Below are 24,589 nucleotides of genomic sequence, written 5' to 3'. Positions count from 1 at the left end.
GCGGTCCGACCGACGTGCTGTTCAGCCGAACTGCAGCCGAACGTTGTCGATCAGGCGGGTGGTGCCGACCTTCGCGGCGACGGCCAGCACGGCCTCGCCCCGGAAGCCGTCCTGCTCGATCCCGGTGAAGTCGGCCGGGTCGATGACTGCGAGGTAGTCCGGCACCAGGCCGGCTGCCGCGAGAACCTGGTCCGCCGCCCTGCGCACCGCCTCGGGACCGGCGGGGGCGGCGTCCCGGCCGGCGAACAGCGCCCGGGACAGCGCCAGCGCCGTGCGCCGGTCCTCCGCGGCGAGGAAGCGGTTGCGGCTGGACAGCGCCAGGCCGTCCTCCTCGCGGACCGTCGGCACGCCGACGATCTCCACCGGGAAGTTCAGGTCCCTGACCATGCGCCGGATCAGGGCCAGCTGCTGGCCATCTTTCTCTCCGAAGAAGGCCAGGTCAGGGGCGGTGAGATGGAGCAGCTTGGCGACCACGGTGAGCATCCCGTCGAAGTGCCCCGGGCGGGACGCGCCCTCGTACCCGGTGCCCATCGGCCCGGCGTCGATCCGCACCCGCGGCTCGCCGCCCGGATAGACCTCGTCCACCGACGGGGCGAACACCACGCTCGCCCCGGCCTGCCCGGCGAGGGCCAGGTCGGCGTCCAGGGTGCGCGGGTAGCGGTCCAGATCCTCGCCCGGGCCGAACTGCAGCGGGTTCACGAAGACCGTCACCACCACGGTGCCGCCGGCGCCGACCCGGTCCCGGGCCGCCCGCACCAGCGCGGCGTGGCCCTGGTGCAGCGCACCCATGGTCATCACCACCGCGCGGGCGCCGCCGCGCCCGACACCGGCCAGCTCCGCGGCCGTCCGGACCAGTGTGGTGCTCACGTCTCCTCCTCCGCGAGGACGTCCAGCAACGCCTCGGCCGACTCCGCCTTCAGCATCCCGTTGGCCAGGGCCCGGTCCGCCGTGGCCCGGGCCATCGCCCGGTAGCTGTCCAGCACCTGCGGCGAGACCGCCCGCAGCTGTGTGATGTGGGTGCGCACGGTCCCCGCGTCACCGCGTGCCACCGGCCCGGTCAGCGCGGCGTCGCCGCTGCGCAGGGCGTTGTCCAGGGCCGCGCCGAGCAGCGGGCCCAGCATCCGGCCGGGCTCCGCGACACCCGCGTCGGTGAGGATCTCCATGGCCTGCGCGACCAGGGTGACCAGGTGGTTCGAGCCGTGCGCCAGGGCCGTGTGGTAGAGCGGGCGGACGGCCTCCGGCACCCACTCCGGCTCGCCGCCCATCTCCACCACCAGCGCCTCGGCCACCGGCCGCAGTTCCTCCGGCGAGGTCACCCCGAACGGGCAGCCGGCCAGCCGGGCCACGTCCACGGCGGTGCCGGTGAAGGTCATCGCGGGGTGCAGCGCCAGCGGCAGCGCCCCGGCCCGGGTGGCGGGTTCCAGCACCGCCACCCCGTGCGCGCCCGAGCTGTGCACCAGCAGCTGTCCCGGCCGCACCGCGCCGGTGGCCGCGAGTCCGGCCACTAGCTCGGGCAGCACGTCGTCGGGAACGGTCAGCAGCACCAGGTCGGCGGCGGCCATCACCTGCGGCGGGGTCACCAGCCGCACCCCCGGCAGCAGCAGCTCGGCGCGGCGGCGCGAGGCCGCCGACACCCCGGAGGCGGCCACCACCCGGTGCCCGGCCAGCTGCAGGGCCGCGCCCAGGGCGGGCCCGACCCGCCCGGTGCCGACCACCCCGACGGCCAGCCGCGCGGGCCGGTTGTCGGGCGCGGCGGGGTCACCGAGATCGGGCAGCCCGAATCCGTTCGCGCTCACGCTTGGTGCACCTTCTTCCGTTCCAGTCCTCGTGGGTACCGGACGTACCGCCCCATCCTAAATGGCGACCGGGTCAGGCGGCCTCGGCCCGGCGGGGCGGCTCGTTGTAGGCCGCGGTACGGGGCTGGTCGGACAGCGCGTGGATGGCGTCCATGATCTCGTCGGTGACCGCCCGGCGGACCGGGCCGGCGGGCCGGACGTCCGCCCGGTCGCCGAAGTCCAGCGGCGCCCCGAAACGCACGGTGACCCGCCGGATCCGCGGCAGCCGCGAGCCCACCGGCTGGATCTTCTCCGTCCCGGCCAGCGCCACCGGGACCACCGGCGCACCCGAGGTCAGCGCCAGCCAGGCGACGCCGGTACGGCCCCGGTACAGCCGTCCGTCCAGCGAGCGGGTGCCCTCCGGGTAGATGCCGAAGGCGCCGCCGCCGGCCAGCACGCCCAGCGCGGCGTCCAGGGAGGCCTGCGCCGCGCGGTGGGTGCCGCGCTCCACCGGGACCGCGTCGATCGCGGTGAACCAGGCCCGGCTCAGCCACCCCTTGAGACCGGTGCCGGTGAAGTACTCGGCCTTGGCCAGGAAGACCACCGGCCTCGGCGCGACCAGCGGGATGACCACGCTGTCGATGAACGAGAGGTGGTTGCTGGCGATGATCACCGGCCCGCGCCTGGGCACGTTCTCGCGGCCCTCGACCACCGGTCGGTAGACCGTCCGTGCCAGCGGGGCCAGCACTGACCTGGCAACAGCTGCGAACACGGGTCCTCCGGGGGCTGCGGGTTGGCCTGGCTGCGGGATCGTACGACATCGGCGCCGATCTGGGGAGCCCCGCCCGGGGGCCTCCGGGCCCTCTGACCGGCGCACGGGGATTGGGGCATCATCGAGCCTATGACTCCTGGTGACGGCATGACGGACGACGCGATGAAGGATCCCGGCCGGCGGCGTTTCGAGGCGCGCCGGTCGAGCACCCGGATGCTGTCCGGCCTGCGGGCGCAGAGCCTGCGCGAGAAGGCCGCCGCGCTCGCCGACGCCCCGTACGACCTGGACCTGGCCCCCGACGTGTACGGGGACGGCGTCGTCGAGGTGCTGGAGGAACGGGTCGCCGGGCTGCTGGGAACCGAGTCCGCCGCGTTCTTCCCGACCGGCACGATGGCGCAGCAGGTCGCACTGCGCTGCTGGGCCGACCGCACCGGTGACCGGACCGTCGCGATGCACCCGCTGGCGCACCCGGAGCGGCATGAGCGGATGGCGTACTCCCAGCTCAGCGGGCTGCGCAGCGTCTGGCCGACCTCCGCGCCGCGGGTCGCCCTGGCGGCCGAGATCGAGGACTTCGCCGAGCCCTTCGGCACCCTGATGCTGGAGCTCCCGCTGCGTGACGCCGGCTTCGTCCTGCCGAGCTGGGCCGAGCTGGAGGCGACCGTCGCGGCGGCCCGGGAGCGGGACGCCGTGGTGCACTTCGACGGCGCCCGGCTGTGGGAGACGGTGCCGCACTTCGGCCGGCCGCTGTCGGAGATCGCCGCGCTGGCGGACTCGGTCTACGTCTCGTTCTACAAGACGCTGGGCGGGATCAGCGGGGCCGCGCTGGCCGGCCCGGAGTCGTTCGTCGACCAGGCGAAGACCTGGCGGCACCGCTACGGCGGCCAGCTCTTCGAGCAGTGGCCCGCGGCCCTGAGCGCGCTGGCCGGTCTCGACCGGGAGCTGCCCCGCCTCGGCGAGTACGTCGCCCACGCCAAGGTGGTGGCCCAGGCCCTGGCCGAGGCGCTGTCCGAGCTGCCCGGCGCCCGGGTGTTCCCCGAGCCGCCGCACACCCACCAGTTCCAGCTCTGGCTGCCGTTCGGCGCGGACGCCCTGAACGAGGCGGTGGTCCGCTACGCGGAGCGGACCGGCCGGATGCTGTTCGGCCTGTGGCACGAGCGGGGCCTGCCGGGGATCTCGCAGTGCGAGATCACCGTGCACGGCCCGGCCCTGGAGTGGTCCGCCGACGATGTGCGCAGCTCCGTCGGCGAGTTCCTGGAACTGCTCCGGGGCTGCTGACGCGCTCCTGGCGCCGCTCAGCCGGGGCGGACCAGGCCGGTCTCGTAGGCGAGCACGACGGCCTGGACCCGGTCGCGCAGCTGCAGCTTGGTGAGGATGCGGCCCACGTGAGTCTTCACCGTCGCCTCGGACAGCACCAGCCGGTCGGCGATCTCGCCGTTGGACATGCCCTGCGCGATCAGCAGCAGCACCTCGCGCTCGCGGTCGGTGAGCCGGGCCAGCTCCGGGGTGTCCAGCGGCGGCTGCGAGCTGGGCAGCACGGTCGCGAAGCGGTCGATCATGCGGCGGGTGGTGGTCGGGGCGACCACCGCCTCCCCGCCGGCCACCGCGTGGATCGCCGCGACCAGCTCGGCCGGCGGGACGTCCTTCAGCAGGAACCCGCTGGCCCCGGCCTTGAGCGCGGCGAAGGCGTACTCGTCCAGGTCGAAGGTGGTCAGGATGAGGACCCGGGGGCCCGGCCCGGCGCCGCGCTCGCCGCTCTCCACGCAGATCCTGCGGGTCGCCTCGACACCGTCCATCCGGGGCATCCGCACGTCCATGAGGATCACGTCGACCGGGGTGGCCGCCAGCGCCTCCAGGGCAGCGAGCCCGTCACCGGCCTCCGCGACGATCTCGATGTCGGGCTGGGACTGCAGCACCATCCGGAAGCCGGTGCGCAGCAGCTCCTGGTCGTCGACGAGCATCACACGGATCGGCATGGCGGGGGTCCTTTGCGCGAGTGGTTCAGGTGCTGCCACGGTGTCGGGTACTGCCACGGTGTCAGGTGCGGGGACGGGTCAGGTGCTGGGGGCCGTGCTCGGGCGGCGGGAGGGGGCCAGCGGCAGCACCGCGTTGATCCGGAAGCCGCCGCCGTCGCGGGGGCCCGCGTCCAGCGTGCCGCCGACCATGCCGACGCGTTCGCGCATGCCGATCAGCCCGTGACCGAAGCCGTCCTCGCCGCCGTCCCTGGCCAGCTGCGCACTGGCGCCGCGGCCGTTGTCCTCGATCAGCATCTCCACGCTGCGCTCCTCGAAGCGGATCCGCACCGTCGCGCTGGCCTCGGGGCCACCGTGCTTGCGGGCGTTGGTCAGCGCCTCCTGGACGATGCGGTAGGCGGTCAGCTCGACCCCGCGCGGCAGCTCCCGGGGTTCCCCCTCGACGCTGAAGGCCACCGGCAGGCCGGCCGTGCGGACCTGCTCCAGCAGGTCGGGGAGCTGCTCGACGCCGGGCTGCGGCACGTACTCGCCGACGCTGTCGGCCGAGCGCAGCAGCCCGAGCAGCCGGCGCATCTCCTCCAGCGCCTGGCGGCCGGTGCTGGCGATGGTCCCCAGCGCCTGCTTGGCCTGCTCCGGGGAGGAGTCCATGACGTAGGAGGCGCCGTCGGCCTGAACGATCATCACGGACACATTGTGGGCGACGACGTCGTGCAGCTCCCGGGCGATCCGCGCGCGTTCCGCCGCGACCGCGACCTTGGCCTGCGCGTCCCGCTCCCGCTCCAGTCGGGCGGCCCGGTCCTCCAGCTCCATGTAGTAGGCCCGGCGGATCCGGGTGAGCCGGCCCAGCACCCAGCTGAGGATGAACGGGCTGGAGGCGATCAGGCTGAGCACCGCGTTGGTCAGGGTGCGGTGGTCGACCCCGGTGGCGAACCGGTAGAAGAACATCGGCCCGGCCAGCGTTCCCACCAGCAGCGTCAGCCGCGACATCCAGACGTGGGCGAAGGCGGCGGCGGTGTAGGCGATCACCAGCAGGGCGGCGTCGGCGCTTATCGGCGACCAGTGGAAGGCGACCTGGGCGAGTCCGACCGCGATGGCGACGCCCACCGTCACGTCCGGGTAGCGGCGGCGCAACACCAGCAGAACGCACAGGACCACCGAGATGACGGCGAACGCCGTCATCGGGTACGGGATCCCACCGGTGTCCGCGTGGTCCCGGTTGGTGTGGAGCTGGCTCACGCCCTCCAGCAGGCACACCAGGAACAGCAGACCGGCCCACACCGCGTCCGCCACGGTGGGGTGCCTGCGGAACCAGCTGTAGAGAAGTTGCACAATCCCAGCGTATGCAGCTCAGGGGAGTGCTGGGTCCCCCGCCGGGCTGAGTCGTGCTCCTCCGCAGGTCGGAGAGTAAGCCGTGGTGACTCTATGGTGCTGTGGTGAACATGTGGCTGGGGTGGCGGCAGGCGACTGATGAGGCGTTGTACGGGCGCGGCGGGGCAGGCGGCTTCTTCACCTCGGGAAACGGGCCCGCCGCCCACTTCCGCACCTCCGTACATGCGTCGGCGCTGTTCGCGGGCGCGGTGCTGGACCTGGTCCGGCAGGTCGACGAGGCCCTGGGCCGACCGGCCGAGCTGGTGGTCACCGATGTCGGGGCGGGCCGGGGCGAGCTGCTGACCGCGCTGGCGGAGCGCGCCGGGGCCGAGCACCCCGGGCTCGCCCGGCGGCTGCTGCTGCGGGGCGTGGAGAAGGCGGCCCGCCCCGCCGGGCTGCCGGACCGGGTGGCCTGGGGCGGGCGGATCGAGCCCGCGGAGGCCGGGGTGCTGATCGCCAACGAGTGGCTGGACAACGTGCCCGTGGAGATCGCCGAGGTGGACCCGGACGGGGTGGCCCGGCTGGTCGAGGTCGACCCGGCCTCGGGCGGGGAGCGGCTCGGCGCGGTGGTCTCCGGCGCCGAGGCGGAGTGGCTGCGGCGCTGGTGGCCGCTGGACGGGGAGGAGCCGGGCCTGCGCGCAGAGATCGGGCTGCCGCGCGACCGGGCCTGGGCCGAGGCCGTCGGCTCGCTGCGGCAGGGCGTCGCCGTGGCGATCGACTACGCCCACAGCGCCGGCTCCCGGCCGCCGTTCGGCACCCTTGCCGCGTTCCGCGGCGGGCGCGAGGTGCGACCGGTGCCGGACGGCAGCTGTGACCTGACCTCCCACGTGGCCCTGGACTCCTGCCTGGACGCGGCCGCCCGGGGCGCCTCGCCCGTCCACAGCCTGTGGACGACGCAGCGCGCAGCACTGCGCCTGCTCGGCGTTCGCGGCGACCGGCCCCCACTGGCCCTGGCCGGCACCGACCCGGCCGGCTACCTGCGGGCCCTGGCCGCGGCGGGCGAGGCGGCGGAACTCACCGCGACCGGCGGCCTGGGCTCCTTCGTCTGGGGCCTGCAGTCGGTCCGGATCCCGCTCCCCGAGCCGTGGCCTGGGCTCGCGCACGCCGGGGATGGCACACTCTTGGCTCATGACGAGTAGCACACGCCAGGCCATGGTCGGGATCGGCGCCGGCACCGAGTTCGGCACCAGCGACATGGTGCTGAACATCGGCCCGCAGCACCCTTCCACCCACGGCGTGCTGCGGCTGCGGCTGAACCTGGACGGCGAGCTGATCACGGCCGCCGAGCCGGTCGTCGGCTATATGCACCGGGGCGCGGAGAAGCTCTTCGAGGCCCGTGACTACCGGCAGATCATCATGCTGGCGAACCGTCACGACTGGCTGTCGGCCTTCGCCAACGAGCTCGGCGTCGTGCTCGGCGTGGAGCGGATGCTCGGCATGGAGGTCCCGGTCCGGGCCACCTGGACCCGCACCCTGCTGGCCGAGCTGAACCGGGTGCTGAACCACCTGATGTTCCTCGGCTCCTATCCGCTGGAACTGGGCGGGATCACCCCGATCTTCCACGCCTTCAAGGAGCGCGAGCAGCTCCAGGCGGTCATGGAGGAGGCCTCCGGCGGCCGGATGCACTACATGTTCAACCGCGTCGGCGGCCTCAAGGAGGACCTTCCGGCCGGCTGGTACGGACGGGTGCGCGCCGCGGTGGCCGCGGTCCGCGGCCGGATGGACGTCTTCGACAACCTGGTGCTCGGCAACGAGATCTTCCGCGCCCGCACCCGCACCGTCGGCGTGCTCTCCCCCGCCCACGTCCACGCGTACGGGGTGAGCGGGCCGATCGCCCGCGCCAGCGGGGTGGACTTCGACCTGCGCCGTGACGAGCCCTACCTGGCGTACGGCGAGCTCGCCGACGTGCTGCGGGTGGTCACCCGGACCGAGGGCGACTGCCTGGCCCGCTTCGAGTGCCTGCTGGAGCAGGTCCACAACGCGCTGGACCTCGCCGACGCCTGCCTCGACCGGATCGGCGAGCTGGCCCCCGGGCCGATCAACCAGCGCCTCCCCAAGGTCCTGAAGGCCCCCGAGGGCCAGACCTACGCCTGGACCGAGAACCCCCTCGGCGTCAACGGGTACTACCTGGTCTCCCGGGGCGACAAGACCCCGTGGCGGCTGAAGCTGCGCTCGGCCTCGTACAACAACGTCCAGGTCCTGACCGAACTGCTGCCCGGGACGCTGGTCGCGGACATGGTCGCCATCCTCGGCTCGATGTTCTTCGTCGTCGGCGACATCGACAAGTAACCGCCGCCCGCGAGGTCGGCGAGCGGCGGCACTGTCCTGCTGGCGGATCGGACCCGCTGTGCGGTTGGACCCGCTGTGCGGTCAGCGCGCGTCGCGCAGTGCTCGCAGGTCCAGGGCCTCGGTCTCGTCGTCGGCGGTGAGGTCGACCAGGGCGGGCTCCGCCGGGGGCGCCTCGGCGGGGCGCGCCTCGGCCGGGTGCTCCGCGCTGTAGCGGTCCTGCGCGGCGGCGGCCTCGTCGCCGACCACGTCGGCCAGGTCCCCGAGCCGGTTGAGGCCGGTGGAGATGGCCGCCTCCTGACGCGAGAAGAAGTTGAACGTCCCGGCACCGGCGGCGCCGGTACCGCCGGCCTGCCGGCGCAGGTCCCAGGCGGGGCGCGGCGGGGAGGACGGCGCGACCGCCGAGGCGGGCCGCATCGGCGGCAGCGCCGCGCGGGCCCAGGCGGGGCCCATGCCGACGATCGGCGTCTCCGCCGGCGGCAGCTGGGCCGCCTGCGTCGGGGCATCGGCCTCCGGCCGGGAGCGCGGACCGCTGTGCTCCACCCCGACGGCGGTCGCCGCCCGGGCCTCCGCCCCGGGCACCGGCGCGGACGCGCTGCGCGCAGCGACCCCACCGCCCTGAGCCACAGCCTCGCCCCCGCCACCCTTCCCGCCAGACGCCTGCACAACCACGTCCCCAGCCGGGGCCTGCCCGGTCGGGGCCTGCCCAGCGGCGGCCTGCCCGGCGGGGGTCTCGGCGGCGGGGGTCTGGGCGGCTGCGATCTGCCGACCGGGAGCCTGCATGACAGGCGACTGCACGGGCGGGGTCTGCGGACCGGCAGCCGCGACAGCGGGGGCCTGCCCGGGCGGGGTCTGCGGGCCGGTAGCCGGCACGCCGGCGGCCTGCACGGCCGGGGGCTGGGCGGTGGCGGTGGTTTGAGGGTGGGTCAGCGGGGCGGCGGTCGGTGCGGTGGCGGGGGTTGACGGGGACGGGGCGGCGGCGAGCTGCAGGGCGCCGCCGCGCGCTGCGGCGGCGATCCGCTGGGCGCGGGCCACCGCGGCCCGGCGCTCCAGGGTGCGCATCGCCGACGCGGCCTTGAGGTAGGCGGTGGGGGTGGGGCGGGCCCCACGCTTGGCGGCCTCGCGGCGCCGGAGCTCCTCGGCCTCCCGCAGCGCCTGTTCGGCGGCCAGCCGCGCGCGCTCCCGCAGCAGCCGGGCGTTCTCGCCCTCCGACCGCATCAGCTGGCTCCGCTGCGCCAGCAGCTGCCGCTCCAGCCGCTTGACCTGCTCGTCCGCGTTCTCGGCCAGATACTCCAGCTCCGCCACGCGGTCCTCGAAGCGGGCCTCGTCCCGCGCCCTCGCGGCGACCTCGACCTCCAGCTCGACCTGCCCGGCGTGCTCGCGCAGCCGCAGCAGCACCGCACCGGCGAAGGCGCCGACCGACGCCGCCACGACCAGGACCTTCAGCACCGTCGGGTCACCGGTGAACGCCGCTGATATCAGCGAGGCGATCGCCAGCACTCCGCAGGCGGTGGGCGGAAGAAGCCTGCTCAGAGGCGAGGACTGACGGTGGCGACCACGAGGCATGCCCGAAATCTAGCGTGACGCCTCCGGCCATGTCAGGCGAGGGGCCAAAGACGGTCTTGACAGCCACCGTTGATGACATCGAGCCAGGGCTGGGGGACGCAGAGTCACCGTTCCGTGCCCGCGTCGTCCCGATTTCGGGGTGATCGGAAGATGATCACCCGCTTGGGTGAGCCAACCGGATCCGGCCACCCGCCGCCGCGGGACCGTCAGGGACGCTCGGACCATCAGAGGCGCTCGGACCGTCAGGGGCGCTGGGCCGGGGTGGAGTTGCGGGGGGCGGTGGCGTCCGGGTCGTCCGGGAGCCGGCAGATGTGCTGCAGCCACAGACCGGCCGCCATCACCGCCACCCCCGCGAGCACCGCGAACAGCGCGGTCAGGGCCTGGCCCTTCCGTGCCGGGACGGTGTCCATCAGGCTCAGCAGGAACACCCCCATGCCCCCGTACACGCCGGTGACCAGAGCCGAGACCAGCGCGCTGGCCTGGCCGAGGACCACCGCGCGGGCCGCCGACAGCGGGTCGACGCCCTTGGCGCCGGGGACCCGGTCCCGCTGCGCCCGCAGCCGTCCGCGCAGGTTGATCGCGGTCACGGCGAGCACCACGGCGATGAGCGCCAGGACGATCGGGGCGGCCGCGGGCACTCCCGGCAGCGAGCCCACGGAGTTCCACAGCCGCGAGCCCCCCCAGGAGAGCACCCCTGCGACAACGGTGATACCGGCCAGCACCACAGGGCGTAGCGGCTTCACGATCTCCCCTTAACAATGAGCAACGACAACCGTGGGCCCGACGCTACTCCGGAAGGTGCAGCGAGATGTCCGCGCGCCGCAGCACGCCCTTCTCGCCGACCGACGCGAGCAGCTCGGCGACCGGCCCGTGGCCGGGGATCTCCGCCGCCGGATCGGCGTCCAGCCACGGCGCGAGCACGAACGCCCGCTCGTGCGCCCGGGGGTGCGGCAGCGTCAGCTCGGCGGCGTCCTGGACCACGCCCTCGTAGGCGACGATGTCCACGTCCAGGGTGCGCGGGCCCCAGCGCACCGCGCGGACCCGGCCGAACGCGTCCTCGACCGCGTTGGCGCGCTCCAGCAGCGAGCCCGGCGGCAGGGTGGTGCGCAGCACCAGCACCGCGTTCAGGTACGCGGGCTGGTCCTCGGGGCCGCCGACGCCCTCGGTCTCGTAGACCGCCGAGACGGCCTTGATCCGCACGCCGGGCGTGTCCTCCAGCGCGTCCACGGCGCCCTGGAGGGTCTCCAGCCGGTTGCCGAGGTTGCTGCCGAGCGCGATGACCGCGCGGCGGGGGTTGTGCAGGGTGCTGTCCGCCTCGTCGACCTGCTGCTCGACCTCGGGGGACACCGGGGTGGTGGTGGGATCGCTGCTCATCCGCGGCTCCGAACGATGGTGATGGTCACGTCGTCGAACGGCACGGTGATCGGGGCGTCCGGCTTGTGCACGGTCACCTCGACCTCCTGTACCGCCTCGTGCTTCAGGCACTGGTCGGCGATGCGCTGGGCCAGGGTCTCGATCAGGTCCACCGGCTCGCCCTGCACCACGGCGACGACCTCCTCGGCCACGACGCCGTAGTGCGCGGTACGTGTGAGGTCGTCACCCGAGGCGGCGGGCCGGGTGTCGACGCCCAGCACCACGTCCACCACGAAGGTCTGGCCCATCTCCCGCTCACGCGGGAAGACCCCATGGTGTCCACGGGCACGCAGGCCCCGAACCGCGACACGGTCCAGCAATCGAATCACTCCCACACTGGTCGAGCGCCCCGGTCCGCACCCGGCCGTGCGGCCGGGAAGGCAGGCGGAAACGCGGCAGGCGACGATGCCTGCACGATCCAAGCTACCTCCGGGGACCGACAGTCCCGCCCGCGGCAGCGCCGTCCGGCGCCACTCGCGCACCGGACGGACGGGTGAACGCCGCCGACGCGCCGAGCCATTCCCCGGGGCCGGGTCCGGCCCCGGCCACCGCGCTCACTCCCCGTCGTCACCGCTGGTCAACACGGGTGAACCATGGTGCGACCAGAGCTTCCAGCCGTCCCGGGTCCGGCGGAACAGATTCGTGGCGACGACCTGGCCGCCGACCAGCGGGCCCAGCTCGCCCTCCTCCTCCGCCTCGCCGCCGGAGAGGATGTTCTCGGTGCAGGTGACAAGTGCCACATCACCCAGCAGCTCGATCTCCACGTCGGTGAGGAAGAACTGGATGTACTCGGTGTGGGCCATGATCAGCGCGTAGGAGCGCAGCACCGAGGCCCGCCCGCGCAGCACCGGCCAGCCCGGGTGGACGCAGACGGCACCCTTCACGTCGTCGGCGTCGGCGCCGGAGACCCAGACGTCGGTGAGCGCGTCCAGGTCGCCGGCCTCCAGGGCCTCGTAGAGGGCGCTGTTCGCGGTCTCCACCGCGTCCCGGTCGGTCGTGGTCATCCGGCTCCGCCCTTCGCGCCGCGCAGCGCGGCCTCGACCCGTACCGCGTCCGCCGTCGCGGGGACCTCGTGCACCCGGACCGCCCAGGCGCCCTGCGCGGCCGCCAGCGCGGACACCGCCGCCGTGGCGGCGTCCCTGGCCCGGGCCGGGCGCACCTCGCCGGTGGCCGGGTCGGCGAGCAGGGTGCCGAGGAAGCGCTTGCGGGAGGCCGCCACCAGCACCGGCCGCCCCAGCCGGGACCAGGCGTCCAGCCGGGCCAGCAGGGCCCAGTCGTCCTCGCGGCTCTTGGCGAAGCCGAGGCCGGGGTCGACGATCAGCTGCGAAGGGTCGACGCCGCCGGCCACCACGGCCTCCATCTGCCGCTCCACCTCGTCGATCACCTCGCCGACCACGTCGTCGTACCGGGCCAGGTCGTCCATCACGGTGGACTGACCGCGCCAGTGCATCACCACGAACGGCACCCCGGTGGCGGCCGCGACGGCGATCATCCCCGGGTCCGACCGGCCGCCGCTGACGTCGTTGATCACCGCGGCACCGGCGGCGACCGCCGCCTCGGCGACGGCGGCCCGCATGGTGTCCACGCTGACCCGCACCCCCGCCCCGGCCAGGCCGCGGACCACCGGCAGCACCCGGCGCAGTTCCTCGTCCTGGGTCACCCGCACCGCACCGGGACGGGTGGACTCACCGCCGACGTCGACGATGTCGGCCCCCTGGGCGGCGAGTTCCACACCGTGGGCGACGGCCTTGTCCGGGTCCAGCCACAGTCCGCCGTCGGAGAAGGAGTCCGGGGTGACGTTGACGATGCCCATCACCCCGCAGCGGCCCCAGTCCCAGTGCGGCAACCCGGGCAGCGGGCTCGTGTACGCGTTCATGCGCACCATTCTCCCGGCAACCGCCCCCGGCCCGGCCCCCCGGGCCGCCCTGCGGCGCGCCACGCCCATGCGGCCCTCCCGGCGGGATGGCACGGTACGGCGGCGGCTACCGCGCCTCGGCCGGCTTGGCGGCCAGCTGCTCCTGCGGGCGGGCGGCGGCCGCGGCCTGGCGGCGGCGCAGGAACTTCGGCAGCTCCATCACGATGAAGGCCTCGGCCTGCAGGGCCGAGATGCCGATCCGCGGCAGGTCCCGGGCGGTCGGGTAGACCAGGAAACGGGGCTCCCAGATGGGCCGGAACTTGGCGTTGAACTTGTACAGCGACTCGATCTGGAACCAGCGGGAGAGGAAGACCAGCAGCCCGCGCCAGGCGCGCAGCACCGGCCCCGCGCCGATCCGCTCGCCCCGGGCCAGCGCGGAGCGGAACATCGCGAAGTTCAGCGAGACCCGGGTGACCCCGAGCTCGGGACCCGCCTGCAGGGCCTTGACGATCAGCAGCTCGTTCAGACCGGGGTCGGCGTCGCGGTCGCGGCGCATCAGCTCCAGCGAGATGCCGTCCCTGCCCCAGGGTACGAAGTGCAGCACCGCGCGGATGTCGCTGGCCCCCTCGGGCGCGTCCTCCGGCAGCTTGTGCGCGGTGACCACCACGCAGCCCTCGTCCGCCGGGTCGCCGAAGCGGCCCAGCGCCATCGAGAAACCGCGCTCGGTCTCGGTGCCGCGCCAGGCGTCCGCCGCGTGCCGGATCTGGTCCCGCTCGGCCTCGTCCAGCTCGTCGACGCGCCGCACCCGGCACTCGTACCCGGAGCGCTCGATCCGCTTCACCATCTGACGGACGTTGCGCATCGCGCGTCCCTCCAGGGTGAAGTCCTCGACCTCGACGATGGCCTCGTCGCCGATCTCCAGCGCGTCCAGGCCGGCCTCGCGGGTCCACACCTCGCCGCCGGTCTCGCTGCAGCCCATCACCGCGGGCACCCAGGCGTAGCGGTGGGCCTCCTCCATGAAGCGCTTGATCGCCCCGGGCCAGGCCTCGACGTCACCGATGGGGTCGCCGGAGGCGAGCATCACCCCGGAGACCACCCGGTACGCGATCGCGGCCTTGCCGCTGGGCGAGAAGATCACGCTCTTGTCGCGGCGCAGCGCGAAGTACCCCAGCGAGTCCCGGGCCCCGTGCTTCACCAGCAGGTCGCGGACCTGGCCCTCCTCCTCGCGGGTCAGCTCGGCGATCGGCTTGGACGGCTTGGTCGCCAGCCAGACCGTGCTGACCGCGGTGAACAGGCCCAGCCCGGCGAGCGAGTAGTAGACCAGGTCCTCGGTGCGCGCGTTGGTGTAGTGGATCGGGCCCCCGATGCCGATCAGGCCCCAGATCACCTGCCAGACCCGGTCCATCAGGCCGGGCACGCCCAGCGTGGTCCTGGCGTGCGAGCTGACGATGACCAGACCCAGACCGAAGCTGATCATCGACATGGCCAGGAAGTTCCACAGGGCCCGCCAGCGGGTGCGCGGGTCGGACAGCGCGTAGAACTCCTTGTGGTTCACCAGCACGATCACGAAGACCACGAAGGAGACCACGGCCGTTCCGGTGTGGTGCCAGCGCAGTGCCTCCAGCAGCCCGCCGACCGGCAGCAGCACCGCGACGGCCTTCCAGGCCCGCTGCTTACGGCGGCGCAGCGCGTGCGCCAGCATGATCAGCAGGATGCCGACGACCAGGGAGGCGGCGGTCGCCACCGTGGTGACCGTGCCGGGCAGGAAGCTGGCGATCTCGTGGACCCGGCTGCCCTTGAAGTTCGGAGCGACCCCGCCGACGATGTTGACGAGTCCCACCAGGGCCGTGGCGTATCCGACCACGGCGGGGACCCACGGGCGGGAGACATCGGGCAACTGCAGGCCCTTGCGGTTCTGGCTCTCGGTGGCCTGGGGATCGCTCATGGGTGTCCAGGGTAGGGCCTCAGGTAAGGACTTCGGTCAGACTCCAGTAGGAGAGCCCTGTCCGCAAGCATGAGTTTCGTCTCGTCTCATAACGTTTTGCTAAACCGCGGCAACTGGGCGGGCATGCTGGAACGTCTAGACCCCCGGCCAGACCACCCGGCCAACTGGACCACCCGCCAACTGGACCACCCGGCCAGACAGCGCCCCGGACGCGGCACGCCCTTCAGGCAACAGGAAGTGAACATGGGACTCACCAGTCAGAAACTGCAAATACTCATCGCGTTGTTGGCGGTGCTCTGTTTCGCGGCGACGGTGTGGGTCTGGCCGCGGCTCGGCCTGCGGAACTGGAAGGCATTGCTGGGCCGGGTGGGCCTGCTGTTGACCAGTCAGGTGCTGACGCTGGCCGCGCTCGGCCTGGCCGCCAACAACTGGGGCGGTTTCTACAGTTCCTGGGACGACCTGCTGGGAACCGGCGGCCAGAACGCGCCGGCCACCATCAACAACGGCCAGGCGGCCAAGGGGCCCCAGACGCACACCGCCGCGGACGTGTCGGTGCTCAGCAGCAAGCCGGTCCCGCTGATGCTGCCGGGAGCCCCCACCAAGGCCAGTGGTGGCAGCGTTCAGAAGGTCGACATCAAGGGCAGCGGCACGGGCCTGGACGAGCCGGCCTACGTCTACCTGCCGCCGCAGTACAGCGACCCCGCCTACGCGCACCGGGCGTTCCCGGTGGTGCTGGTCTTCACCGGCTACCCGGGTACCCCGGAGAACCTGATCAGCCGGATGAAGTACCCGACCATCGCGGCGCAGGCCATCTACCAGCAGAAGATGCAGCCGACCATCCTGGTGATGATGCGTCCGTCGGTCGCCATGCCCCGCGACAACGAGTGCGTCGACGCGGTCGGCGGCCCGCAGGCCGAGACCTTCTACACCAAGGACCTGCACCAGGCGATGGCCGCCCACTACCGGGTCGGCACCACCGGGGCCGGCTGGGGCGTCATCGGCGACTCCACCGGCGGCTACTGCGCACTGAAGCTGACCATGCGTCACCCGGAGGCGTTCACCGCCGCCGCCTCGCTGTCCGGCTACTACTCGGCCGCCGTGGACAGCACCACCGGTGACCTCTTCGGCGGCAGCAAGCAGCTGCAGAACGAGAACGACCTGATGTGGCGGCTGAAGAACCTGCCGCAGCCGGCCGTCTCGCTGCTGGTCGCCAGCAGCGTCAAGGGCGAGAGCGACTACGCGGCCACCAAGGCGTTCGCCGCCGCCGCCAAGGATCCGCTGAAGGTCGCGACGATGTACCTGCCGAGCGGCGGGCACAACTTCACCACCTGGAACCAGGAGACGCCGATAGCGCTGCCCTGGCTGGCGGACAAGCTGAGCGTTCCGGCCAACGGCGGCACCGCTCCCGGCACCACGCCGGGGACGTCGACTCCGGGGATGCCGCCGCTGGGGACGCCGACGCCGGGGTCCAGCCCCAGCTCGCCGTCACCGTGGGCCCTGCCCGCCTCCGCCGACGAGGCGATCGCCCCCCGGCCGTTCTGACGTTCCGCCGTTCTGACGTTCCGTCGGCGACGTCAGCACGCCGACGCTCCGCGCCTCGCTCGAAAGAGCGAGGCGCGCGCTTCGCTGACCGCGGCCGTTCGCGGTGACCGCAACCGTTCAGATCGCTGCTCAGTGGCCGATGATGAGGCTCATCGCCTCGGCGCGGGTGACCGCGTCGCGCAGCTGGCCCCGGACCGCGGACGTGATCGTCTTCGCGCCGGGCTTGCGGATCCCCCGCATGGACATGCACATGTGTTCGCACTCGATGACCACGATCACCCCGCGCGGCTCCAGGATCCGCATCAGCGAGTCCGCGACCTGGGTGGTCAGCCGCTCCTGCACCTGCGGGCGGCGGGCGTAGACGTCGACCAGGCGGGCCAGCTTGGACAGGCCGGTGATCTTCCCGCTGGTCGAGGGGATGTAGCCGACGTGCGCCACGCCCCGGAACGGCACCAGGTGGTGCTCGCAGACCGAGGTCACCTCGATGTCCTTGACCAGCACCAGCTCGTCGTGGCCCAGGTCGAAGGTGGTGGTCAGCACATCCTCGGGCTGCTGCCAGAGACCGGCGAATATCTCCCGGTAGGAGCGGGCGACCCGGGCCGGGGTCTCCCGGAGGCCCTCACGGTCCGGATCCTCGCCCACGGCGATCAGCAGCTCGCGCACCGCGTCCTCGGCCCGCTTCTGGTCGAAATCACGGACCGCTCCGGTCGCGCCCTCGATGGTCACCGGGTCGGTCATGGGTCTCCTCCAGTTGGTGGCCTGCAGATCGAAAGCCGCTGCCCCAAGGTTAGAACCTTGGGGCAGCGGCTGACATTCCGGTTGATTCCGGCTGAAATCCCAGGGACTCAGCCGTCCGTGGGCTCCTGCGGGAACTTCACGATGTCCACCGGGGCCGGCGCCTCCAGCTGTGCGGTGCCGTTGGCGAGCGAGAGCTCCTTCGGCGACTGCACCGGCGGGCGGGTGGACGGGGTCCGCCGCGCGGAACCGGTCCAGGCCGGACGGGCCGGACGCTTCACGATCGGAGCGAAGATCGCGGCGATCTGCTCCTTGTTCAGCGTCTCCTTCTCCAGCAGTTCGAGCACCAGGGTGTCCAGGATGTCGCGGTTCTCGACCAGGATCTCCCACGCCTCGTTGTGGGCGTTCTCGATCAGCTTCTTGACCTCCTCGTCCACCAGCGCGGCGACCTCTTCCGAGTAGTCGCGCTGGTGACCCATCTCACGGCCCAGGAAGGGCTCGGAGCCGTCGGTCCCGAACTTGATCGCACCCAGGCGCTCGGTCATGCCGTACTGGGTGACCATGGCCCGCGCCGTGGTGGTGGCCTTCTCGATGTCGTTGGACGCGCCGGTGGTCGGGTCGTGGAAGACCAGCTCCTCCGCCGCGCGACCGCCCATCATGTAGGCCAGCTGGTCCAGCATCTCGTTGCGCGTGGTCGAGTACCTGTCCTCGTCCGGGAGCACCATGGTGTAACCCAGGGCCCGGCCGCGGGACAGGATGGTGACCTTGTGCACCGGGTCGCTGTTCGGCGAGGCCGCCGCGACCAGGGCGTGACCGCCCTCGTGGTACGCGGTGATCTTCTTTTCCTTCTCCGACATGATCCGGGTGCGCTTCTGCGGACCGGCCACGACGCGGTCGATGGCCTCGTCGAGGGTGAAGTTGTCGACCAGCTTCTTGTCGCTGCGCGCGGTGAGCAGCGCGGCCTCGTTGAGAACGTTGGCCAGGTCGGCGCCGGTGAAGCCGGGGGTGCGCCGGGCGACGGTCATCATGTCGACGTCCGGGGCGACCGGCTTGCCCTTCTGGTGCACCTTGAGGATCTCGAAGCGGCCCTGCAGGTCCGGGCGGTCGACCGCGATCTGGCGGTCGAAGCGGCCCGGGCGCAGCAGCGCCGGGTCCAGGATGTCGGGACGGTTGGTGGCCGCGATCAGGATCACGCCGCCCTTGACGTCGAAGCCGTCCATCTCGACCAGCAGCTGGTTGAGGGTCTGCTCACGCTCGTCGTGCCCGCCGCCGAGGCCGGCGCCGCGGTGGCGGCCGACCGCGTCGATCTCGTCGACGAAGACGATCGCCGGGGCGTTCGCCTTGGCCTGCTCGAACAGGTCGCGGACCCGGCTGGCGCCGACACCCACGAACATCTCGACGAAGTCGGAGCCGGAGATCGAGTAGAACGGCACCCCGGCCTCACCCGCGACCGCACGGGCCAGCAGGGTCTTACCGGTTCCGGGCGGGCCGTAGAGCAGCACACCCTTGGGGATCTTGGCGCCGACGGCCTGGAACTTGGCCGGCTCCTGCAGGAACTCCTTGATCTCGTGGAGCTCCTCGACCGCCTCGTCCGCGCCGGCGACGTCCGAGAAGGTCGTCTTGGGCGTGTCCTTGGTGATCAGCTTCGCCTTGGACTTGCCGAACTGCATGACGCGCGAGCCGCCGCCCTGCATCTGGTTCATCAGGAACAGGAACACCACGATGATCAGCACGAACGGCAGGAAGGAGAGCAGCAGCCCGACGAAGGCGTTCTGCTTGTCCACCTTCACGGTGAAGCTGCTGAGCTGGCCGTTCTTCACCAGGGTCTGCATGTTGTCCTGCAGACCCGCGGCGTACTGGTCCGAGGCGTAGGGGGCCTGGATCTGGTCCGTGCCGTCGACCTTGACGCCGCTCTTCAGCTGAACCTTGATCATCTGACTGTCGCCAGTGGTGATCTGGACCGAGTCCGCCTGGCCGTTGTTGATCGCGGCGACGACTCGGCTGGTGTCCTCGGTCTTGTAACCGGCCGAGGAGGACACCACCTGCATCAGCACGACGACGGCGAGGACGGCGAGCACGATCCACATCACCGGCGCACGGAAGTATCGCTTCACGTCCATCCATGCGGGGCGACATCAGCCGCCCCGTCCCTCCTGCCACTGTGCGGCGCTCCCAGCGGTGAGCCGGGGCGCGTCCTATGTATGACCTCGACCGGTTGGTCATCCGCCGTCAACGCGACAACGGTGGATTATTGGACGGTACCGCAGTCGCCCGCCCGGCAATGCCAAGGCGACCACTGCGGACCGGTGTCACACGGCCCTTCCCCGGGTCCAACGGAGGGAAACCCTCCCCTGTTCCCCACCAGCGGACGCAGTCCGCCGGTGCGACCGGGTCGACGGTCGTTCGTCGACGGCCGTTCCGGGCCGTCGTCACTCCGCCGCCGCGGATCAGCCGCCGTAGACGTGCGGCGCGAGCGTGCCGACGAACGGCAGGTTGCGGTACTTCTCGGCGTAGTCGAGGCCGTAGCCGATCACGAACTCGTTGGCGATGTCGAAACCGACGTACTTCACGTCGATGGAGACCTTGGCCGCGTCGGGCTTGCGCAGCAGCGTGCAGACCTCCAGCGAGGCGGGACCGCGCGACTGCAGGTTGCTGAGCAGCCAGGACAGGGTGAGCCCGGAGTCGATGATGTCCTCGACGATGAGCACGTCCCGGCCGCTGATGTCGGTGTCCAGGTCCTTGAGGATGCGGACCACACCGGAGGACTTGGTGCCCATGCCGTAGGAGGACACCGCCATCCAGTCCATCACGACCGGGGTGTGCAGGGTGCGGGCCAGGTCGGCCATCACCATCACGGCGCCCTTGAGCACTCCCACGATCAGCAGTTCCCTGCCGGCGTAGTCGCGGTCGATCTGCTCGGCCAGCTCGGCCAGCTTGGCGTCGATCTCTTCCTTGCTGATGAGCACCTTGGCAAGGTCGGTGCCCATGTCCTTCTCGTCCACCCGCGGTACTTCCTCAAGTGCTGGAGATCCGGTGTCTGCGTCAACCTTGCCACACCGCGCCGCGACTACATGCGGCGGAAGGCCAGCCGGCCGGAGCGACGGCGCAGTTCCACGGCGCCGGGGAGGTGCAGCGGGCCCTGTCCGCGCCAGCCGGTGACCAGCAGGTCCATCGCCTCGACATGGCGGGCGAAGAGGTCGCCGGGCGGGCTGCCGGCCCGGATCGCGGCCCGGCGCAGCACCCGGCGGCGGACGGCCGGCGGCAGCACGGCGAGCTTGCCGGCGTCCAGGCCGTCGGCCTCGCCCGGGACGGCGGCGGGCACCGCCGCGTCCAGCTCGGCCTGGGCCGCCCAGGAGTCCAGCGCGTCGGCGTCGTCACGGAACAGCCGGGCGGTACGGGCCAGGGCGTCCACCACTCCGCCGCCCAGGTGCTTCTCCAGCACCGGCAGCACCTCGTGGCGGACCCGGGCCCTGGTGTAGGCGGGGTCGGCGTTGTGCGGGTCGTCCCAGACCGGCAGGTCCAGGACGGCGCAGGCCTGACGGGTGATGCTGCGGTCGAGCTCCAGGAAGGGCCGGCGGTAGCGGCCGGTGGCGGCCGGCATCCCGGACAGCGAGCGCGGTCCCGAGCCCCGGGCCAGCCCCAGCAGCACCGTTTCGGCTTGGTCGTCGCGGGTGTGGCCGAGCAGGATGACCCGGGCCCCGTAGCGGTCGGCGGCGCTGTCCAGCGCGGCGTAACGGGCGTCCCTGGCGGCGGCCTCCGGGCCGCCGGAGCGGCCGACCCGAACGCCGAGGGCGTCGACGGGGTCCAGTCCGAGCAGCCGCAGCCGTCCGGCCACCTCGACCGCGCGGGCGGTGGATCCCTGCTGCAGGCCGTGGTCGACGGTGACCGCACCGGCCCGCAGGCCCAGCTTGGCGGCCTCGAAGGCGGTGGCGGCGGCCAGCGCCATGGAGTCCGCGCCGCCGCTGCAGGCGACCAGGACCAGCGGGGCGTCCGGCGCCGGCCGGGGGCGGGGGGTGCGCAGCTTGCCGTGCCGGGGGTCGACGTCGCCGATCGGACGGAAGACCGGGCGGGAGGCGGGGATCGGCGCGGCGGCTCGGGCGGCGCCGCCGGCGACGGCGTGGCTTCCCGCGGCGTCGGAGTACGGGCCGGCGGGATTCGCGGCGGCGGAGGTCGCGCCGACGGAGTACGTGCCGGCGGCGGTCGTGGCAGAGGCGGGGTGGGCGGTGAAGGTGTCGGGAACCTGGGCGGCGACGTCGTTGAGGACCCGGCGTACTGCCAGGCGTATCGCGGCCACCGCGGGGTGCGGACCCATGATTGATCACTCCTCGGAGCGGGCGGGAGCTGAGGGGTTGCCGAATCGTCTCACACAGTGATCGGGCGATTGCGGATTGTCGTAAGGGGATCGTTGCAGAAGTCTTCCGTGCTCCGCGCCCCGCCGGTTCCCCCGGCAACCATGGTCCGCTCGGACGGGTGAATGGTGAAACGATTCTTCACCCCACCGCCCAGCCAGCCGCGCCCCGGCACCCCGCCCCGGCAGCCCTCCCCGAGGCCGCACCGCTCACTTGTGGATACGTGTCACCCAGGCGGCCGGGTTGTGGATCTCCTCCTTCGTGGGCAGCGTGTTCGGGGACGTCCACACCCGGTTGAAGCCCTCCATCCCGACCGCGTCCACCGCCGCGCGCACGAACACCGCGCCGTCCTGGTACTGCCGCATCTTGGCGTCCAGGCCGAGCAGCCGCCGCAGCACCTGGTCCATCCGGCCACTGCCCTTGGCCCGGCGCTGCTGGAACTTCTCCCTGATCTCCGCCACCGACGGCACCACCTGCGGCCCGACGCCGTCCATCACCACGTCGGCGTGGCCCTCCAGCAGCGACATCACCGCCGTGAGCCGGCCCAGGATCTCCCGCTGGGTGGGGGTCTGCACCACGTCGATCAGGCTGCCCGGACGGTCCTCGCCCTCCTGCGGCTCGCCACCGAAGCCGGGCAGCGAGCCCAGCGCGTCGCGCAGCCGCTCCAGCAGGGTGGCCGGGTCCATGTCGGTCTCGGCGAGGAACGCGTGGATCTCGCCCTCGATGTGGTCGCGCAGCCAGGGCACGGCGGTGAACTGGGTCCGGTGGGTCTCCTCGTGCAGGCACACCCAGAGCCGGAAGTCGTGCGGATCCACGTCGAGCTCGCGTTCGACCTGGACGATGTTCGGCGCCACCAGCAGCAGCCGGCCCGGCTGCACCGGATGCTCGTCGTCCAGCGAGGAGAGGTCTGACGGGACCTCAGCCGGGGCGAAGGTCTCGTACTGGCCGAGCACCTTGGCCGAGAGGAAGGCCAGCAGTATGCCGACCTCGACGCCGGTGACCTTGCCGCCGACCAGGCCCATCGCCGCGCCGCCCGGCATCGTGGCGCGGCGCTGCTGCATCCGCTCGGTGAGCGGGGTGATGACGGTCCGGAACCCGGCCACGTTCGCCTTGATCCAGCCGGGACGGTCCACCACCAGCACCGGCGTGCCGGCGCCCGGGGCGTTCATCCCGGTGAAGGCGCGGACATGCTCCTCCGCGTCCACCGCGTGCCTGCGCAGTTCGGTGACCGCGGCGCGTGCCTCCTCGCGGGTGACGTCAGGGCCCGGCCGCGCGAGCCGGGTCGCGGTCGCCACCGCGAGATTCCAGTCGACCATGTCCGTCGTGTCCGAAGCGCTGCCCGCGCCGTTTCCGGCGCCGTCCGAGTCCGCCATGTTCGCACCGCCGCTCTGGCTCGTCATAGCTGCCACCGTACGTTGTCCTGCCCGCTAGCGGCAGCCGCATCCCGCGACGCGCGCGGCAAGGCTGCCGAGCGGGCCGCGCACGGCGTCCGCCCCGGCGGTCCCGTTCGACATGAAGGCGAACACCAGCAGCCGTCCATCCCGGTCCACGACCAGTCCGGCCAGGGTGTTCACGGTCTTCAGCGTCCCGGTCTTGGCGCGCACCACACCGAGCCCGGCCGAGGCGCTCGGCGGGGTGTAGCTCGGGTTGTCGAGGGTGCCGGCGAAGCCGAGCACCGGCAGACCGCTGATCACAGACCGCAGCTCCGGGTGGGCCGGCGAGGCGGCCAGCATCAGCACCCGGGTGAGCACCGCGGCCGGCACCGCGTCGCCGCCGTCCAGGCCGCTGGCGTCGGTGAGCCGGGTGGCCCCGAGCGGCACGCCCAGCCTGCTGAGCTGCTGGAGCACGGCGGCGGCGCCGTTCGCGAAGGTCGGCGTCCGGCCGGTGGCCAGCGCGATCTGGTGGCCCAGGGTCTCGGCGATGTCGTTGTCACTGTCGGTGAGCATCCGCTCGACGATCTCGCTCAGCGGCTGCGAGCTGACCTCCGCCAGCGGCGCCGACGGAGCCGCCGCGTTCGACGCGGTGGCCGGGGCGGTGCCCGGAGCACCGGCCGGGCCGGTGCCCGCGGTCGGAGCGCCCAGCACGGTGATGCCACGTTGGCGCAGCAGCCGGACGAAGGTCGCGGCGGCGGTCGCGGCCGGATCGCCGTACCGGGGGGCGTTCTCCACGGTGTGCGGGTCGATCCGGCCCTCGTCCACGGTGAGCGACTGGATCGGCGCGAGGTTGTCGTCCACCCCGCGCGGGGACCGGGCACCGCCCGCGAACAGCGAGATGTCGTACGTCAGTGTCACCGTGGCCGTGTGCGTCGCCGTGAGCGCGGCGGCGGTGCGGTCGGCCAGCGTGGCCAGGCTGGCCTGCGGGTCGTCGCCGCCGGTGGGCGCCCCGGTCAGGGTCGGGTCACCGCCGCCCACCAGCACCAGCCGACCCGGCGCGGGGCTCAGCACCCGGGTGCCGAAGCGGTGCCCCGGGCCGAGCAGCGAGAGCGCGGTGACGGCGGTGAGCAGCTTGTTGGTGGACGCGGGGGTCAGCGGGTTGTCGGCGTCCGACGCGTACAGGCTCTGGCCGGTGGCGCCGTCCAGCACCGAGGCCGAGACCTTGCCGAGCACCGACGCCGACAGGGCGGTGGAGAGCGAGGCGGCCAGACCGCCGCCGGTGGGCAGCGGGGCGGTGCTGCCGACGGCCGAGGCGGCCGGGAGCAGGACATCCTGGGCCGGCTGCCAGGACGGCGGCGGCACCGGCCTGACCTGCGCCGAAGCAGCGGCGGCCGCCCTGGCGGCGCCGGTACGGTGCGCGCTGCCGCGCTGCTCGACGCGCTGTCCGCCCTGCCACGGCCCGGCCGCCGCGACGCTCCCCGCCGCCAGCGCGAGCCCCAGTCCCCCCGCCACCAGCGCGACCCCCCGCACCGGTGCCAGCGCGAACCGGCGCAGCAGGTCCCCCCTTGCAGTACCCATCCGGACCTGCCCCTTTCCCGAGCACCCCATGCCGTAGGAGAGACTATTGGCTGCCAACGTCA

General features: G+C 72.9%; 22 protein-coding genes. 4 read left to right on the top strand and 18 right to left on the bottom strand.

The features are described 5' to 3' along the window. Positions 1 to 21: 21 nt before the first annotated feature. From panC to ABH925_RS12905, 3 genes are all read right to left on the bottom strand, one after another. On the bottom strand, positions 22 to 867 hold the full coding sequence (gene panC / locus ABH925_RS12915; RefSeq protein ID WP_370147581.1) for a pantoate--beta-alanine ligase: 846 nt from the start codon (positions 865 to 867) through the stop codon (positions 22 to 24). Continuing rightward, a complete protein-coding gene (locus tag ABH925_RS12910; protein WP_370147580.1) occupies positions 864 to 1,796 on the bottom strand; it encodes a Rossmann-like and DUF2520 domain-containing protein in 933 nt (310 codons plus the stop codon). Before ABH925_RS12910 ends, panC begins: the two co-directional genes overlap by 4 nt. Before the next feature lie 73 nt (positions 1,797 to 1,869). Continuing rightward, the gene (locus ABH925_RS12905) at positions 1,870 to 2,547 is read right to left on the bottom strand and encodes a lysophospholipid acyltransferase family protein (RefSeq protein WP_370147579.1); all 678 of its coding nucleotides are present in this window, start codon (positions 2,545 to 2,547) and stop codon (positions 1,870 to 1,872) included. 129 nt (positions 2,548 to 2,676) lie between these two features. Here ABH925_RS12905 and ABH925_RS12900 point away from each other — a divergent pair, with 129 nt between their 5' ends. Continuing rightward, on the top strand, positions 2,677 to 3,822 hold the full coding sequence (locus tag ABH925_RS12900) for a low specificity L-threonine aldolase (RefSeq protein WP_370147578.1): 1,146 nt from the start codon (positions 2,677 to 2,679) through the stop codon (positions 3,820 to 3,822). 17 nt (positions 3,823 to 3,839) lie between these two features. Here the strand turns inward: ABH925_RS12900 and ABH925_RS12895 are convergent, their stop codons facing one another. Both ABH925_RS12895 and ABH925_RS12890 read right to left on the bottom strand, forming a co-directional pair. Continuing rightward, on the bottom strand, positions 3,840 to 4,520 hold the full coding sequence (locus ABH925_RS12895) for a response regulator (RefSeq protein WP_370147577.1): 681 nt from the start codon (positions 4,518 to 4,520) through the stop codon (positions 3,840 to 3,842). 78 nt (positions 4,521 to 4,598) lie between these two features. Then, entirely contained in the window at positions 4,599 to 5,846 is a 1,248-nt protein-coding gene (locus tag ABH925_RS12890; RefSeq protein ID WP_370147576.1) for a sensor histidine kinase, read from the bottom strand. A 110-nt stretch (positions 5,847 to 5,956) separates the two neighbouring features. On the opposite strand from ABH925_RS12890, the gene ABH925_RS12885 reads away from it, so the two are divergent. Beyond that, positions 5,957 to 7,024 carry an SAM-dependent methyltransferase gene (locus ABH925_RS12885; RefSeq protein WP_370147729.1) on the top strand — a complete coding sequence of 356 codons (1,068 nt, stop codon included), beginning with the start codon at positions 5,957 to 5,959 and terminating at the stop codon, positions 7,022 to 7,024. Next, positions 7,014 to 8,174: an NADH-quinone oxidoreductase subunit D gene (locus ABH925_RS12880; protein WP_370147575.1), complete on the top strand. Its 1,161-nt coding sequence runs from the start codon at positions 7,014 to 7,016 to the stop codon at positions 8,172 to 8,174. Before ABH925_RS12885 ends, ABH925_RS12880 begins: the two co-directional genes overlap by 11 nt. An 81-nt stretch (positions 8,175 to 8,255) precedes the next feature. Here the strand turns inward: ABH925_RS12880 and ABH925_RS12875 are convergent, their stop codons facing one another. From ABH925_RS12875 to ABH925_RS12845, 7 genes are all read right to left on the bottom strand, one after another. After that, the gene (locus tag ABH925_RS12875; protein ID WP_370147574.1) at positions 8,256 to 9,737 is read right to left on the bottom strand and encodes a hypothetical protein; all 1,482 of its coding nucleotides are present in this window, start codon (positions 9,735 to 9,737) and stop codon (positions 8,256 to 8,258) included. Positions 9,738 to 9,979: 242 nt separating this feature from the next. Continuing rightward, complete coding sequence (locus ABH925_RS12870) at positions 9,980 to 10,480, bottom strand: DUF3180 domain-containing protein (RefSeq protein ID WP_370147573.1); 501 nt, start codon at positions 10,478 to 10,480, stop codon at positions 9,980 to 9,982. Between the two features lie 43 nt (positions 10,481 to 10,523). Beyond that, the gene (folK, locus tag ABH925_RS12865) at positions 10,524 to 11,111 is read right to left on the bottom strand and encodes a 2-amino-4-hydroxy-6-hydroxymethyldihydropteridine diphosphokinase (protein WP_370147572.1); all 588 of its coding nucleotides are present in this window, start codon (positions 11,109 to 11,111) and stop codon (positions 10,524 to 10,526) included. Beyond that, positions 11,108 to 11,467, bottom strand: coding sequence for a dihydroneopterin aldolase (gene folB, locus ABH925_RS12860; RefSeq protein ID WP_370147728.1), 360 nt, complete (start codon positions 11,465 to 11,467; stop codon positions 11,108 to 11,110). The genes folK and folB overlap by 4 nt, the downstream gene beginning before the upstream one ends. 237 nt (positions 11,468 to 11,704) lie before the next feature. After that, on the bottom strand, positions 11,705 to 12,154 hold the full coding sequence (locus tag ABH925_RS12855; RefSeq protein WP_370147571.1) for a nuclear transport factor 2 family protein: 450 nt from the start codon (positions 12,152 to 12,154) through the stop codon (positions 11,705 to 11,707). Next, positions 12,151 to 13,026 (bottom strand): dihydropteroate synthase, encoded by an 876-nt coding sequence (gene folP / locus ABH925_RS12850; protein ID WP_370147570.1) that lies wholly within the window; start codon positions 13,024 to 13,026, stop codon positions 12,151 to 12,153. The genes ABH925_RS12855 and folP overlap by 4 nt, the downstream gene beginning before the upstream one ends. Before the next feature lie 106 nt (positions 13,027 to 13,132). After that, positions 13,133 to 14,950, bottom strand: coding sequence for a phosphatidylglycerol lysyltransferase domain-containing protein (locus ABH925_RS12845; protein WP_370147569.1), 1,818 nt, complete (start codon positions 14,948 to 14,950; stop codon positions 13,133 to 13,135). Between the two features lie 243 nt (positions 14,951 to 15,193). Here ABH925_RS12845 and ABH925_RS12840 point away from each other — a divergent pair, with 243 nt between their 5' ends. Further along, the gene (locus tag ABH925_RS12840; RefSeq protein ID WP_370147568.1) at positions 15,194 to 16,492 is read left to right on the top strand and encodes an alpha/beta hydrolase; all 1,299 of its coding nucleotides are present in this window, start codon (positions 15,194 to 15,196) and stop codon (positions 16,490 to 16,492) included. A 129-nt stretch (positions 16,493 to 16,621) separates the two neighbouring features. Here the strand turns inward: ABH925_RS12840 and folE are convergent, their stop codons facing one another. The 6 genes from folE to dacB all read right to left on the bottom strand — a co-directional run bounded on the left by folE (position 16,622) and on the right by dacB (position 24,527). Further along, positions 16,622 to 17,230, bottom strand: coding sequence for a GTP cyclohydrolase I FolE (folE, locus tag ABH925_RS12835; protein ID WP_370147567.1), 609 nt, complete (start codon positions 17,228 to 17,230; stop codon positions 16,622 to 16,624). 107 nt (positions 17,231 to 17,337) lie between these two features. After that, positions 17,338 to 19,347, bottom strand: coding sequence for an ATP-dependent zinc metalloprotease FtsH (gene ftsH / locus ABH925_RS12830; protein WP_370147566.1), 2,010 nt, complete (start codon positions 19,345 to 19,347; stop codon positions 17,338 to 17,340). Between the two features lie 327 nt (positions 19,348 to 19,674). Further along, positions 19,675 to 20,229, bottom strand: coding sequence for a hypoxanthine phosphoribosyltransferase (gene hpt / locus ABH925_RS12825; RefSeq protein WP_370147564.1), 555 nt, complete (start codon positions 20,227 to 20,229; stop codon positions 19,675 to 19,677). A 65-nt stretch (positions 20,230 to 20,294) separates the two neighbouring features. Then, the gene (tilS, locus tag ABH925_RS12820; RefSeq protein ID WP_370147563.1) at positions 20,295 to 21,539 is read right to left on the bottom strand and encodes a tRNA lysidine(34) synthetase TilS; all 1,245 of its coding nucleotides are present in this window, start codon (positions 21,537 to 21,539) and stop codon (positions 20,295 to 20,297) included. A 246-nt stretch (positions 21,540 to 21,785) separates the two neighbouring features. Then, the gene (locus ABH925_RS12815) at positions 21,786 to 22,892 is read right to left on the bottom strand and encodes a zinc-dependent metalloprotease (RefSeq protein ID WP_370147727.1); all 1,107 of its coding nucleotides are present in this window, start codon (positions 22,890 to 22,892) and stop codon (positions 21,786 to 21,788) included. Positions 22,893 to 23,003: 111 nt separating this feature from the next. Beyond that, positions 23,004 to 24,527 carry a D-alanyl-D-alanine carboxypeptidase/D-alanyl-D-alanine-endopeptidase gene (gene dacB, locus ABH925_RS12810; RefSeq protein WP_370147562.1) on the bottom strand — a complete coding sequence of 508 codons (1,524 nt, stop codon included), beginning with the start codon at positions 24,525 to 24,527 and terminating at the stop codon, positions 23,004 to 23,006. Positions 24,528 to 24,589: the final 62 nt, after the last annotated feature.

Source organism: Streptacidiphilus sp. EB129, from assembly GCF_041262645.1.
GTDB lineage: Bacteria > Actinomycetota > Actinomycetes > Streptomycetales > Streptomycetaceae > Streptacidiphilus.
Note: the sequence above shows the minus strand (reverse complement) of the source record. Positions and strands in the feature narration are given on the sequence as shown.

What these genes read in the sequence shown, in the direction of transcription:
- ABH925_RS12900 (WP_370147578.1), top strand. Translation starts at nt 2,677, where the DNA reads ATGACTCCTGGTGACGGCATGACGGACGACGCGATGAAGGATCCCGGC.
- ABH925_RS12895 (WP_370147577.1), bottom strand. Translation starts at nt 4,520, where the DNA reads ATGCCGATCCGTGTGATGCTCGTCGACGACCAGGAGCTGCTGCGCACC.
- ABH925_RS12880 (WP_370147575.1), top strand. Translation starts at nt 7,014, where the DNA reads ATGACGAGTAGCACACGCCAGGCCATGGTCGGGATCGGCGCCGGCACC.
- folK (WP_370147572.1), bottom strand. Translation starts at nt 11,111, where the DNA reads ATGAGCAGCGATCCCACCACCACCCCGGTGTCCCCCGAGGTCGAGCAG.
- ABH925_RS12855 (WP_370147571.1), bottom strand. Translation starts at nt 12,154, where the DNA reads ATGACCACGACCGACCGGGACGCGGTGGAGACCGCGAACAGCGCCCTC.
- ABH925_RS12885 (WP_370147729.1), top strand. Translation starts at nt 5,957, where the DNA reads ATGTGGCTGGGGTGGCGGCAGGCGACTGATGAGGCGTTGTACGGGCGC.
- ABH925_RS12815 (WP_370147727.1), bottom strand. Translation starts at nt 22,892, where the DNA reads ATGGTCGACTGGAATCTCGCGGTGGCGACCGCGACCCGGCTCGCGCGG.
- ABH925_RS12875 (WP_370147574.1), bottom strand. Translation starts at nt 9,737, where the DNA reads ATGCCTCGTGGTCGCCACCGTCAGTCCTCGCCTCTGAGCAGGCTTCTT.
- tilS (WP_370147563.1), bottom strand. Translation starts at nt 21,539, where the DNA reads ATGGGTCCGCACCCCGCGGTGGCCGCGATACGCCTGGCAGTACGCCGG.
- ABH925_RS12845 (WP_370147569.1), bottom strand. Translation starts at nt 14,950, where the DNA reads ATGAGCGATCCCCAGGCCACCGAGAGCCAGAACCGCAAGGGCCTGCAG.
- ABH925_RS12840 (WP_370147568.1), top strand. Translation starts at nt 15,194, where the DNA reads ATGGGACTCACCAGTCAGAAACTGCAAATACTCATCGCGTTGTTGGCG.
- dacB (WP_370147562.1), bottom strand. Translation starts at nt 24,527, where the DNA reads ATGGGTACTGCAAGGGGGGACCTGCTGCGCCGGTTCGCGCTGGCACCG.
- folE (WP_370147567.1), bottom strand. Translation starts at nt 17,230, where the DNA reads ATGACCGACCCGGTGACCATCGAGGGCGCGACCGGAGCGGTCCGTGAT.
- ftsH (WP_370147566.1), bottom strand. Translation starts at nt 19,347, where the DNA reads ATGGACGTGAAGCGATACTTCCGTGCGCCGGTGATGTGGATCGTGCTC.
- folP (WP_370147570.1), bottom strand. Translation starts at nt 13,026, where the DNA reads ATGAACGCGTACACGAGCCCGCTGCCCGGGTTGCCGCACTGGGACTGG.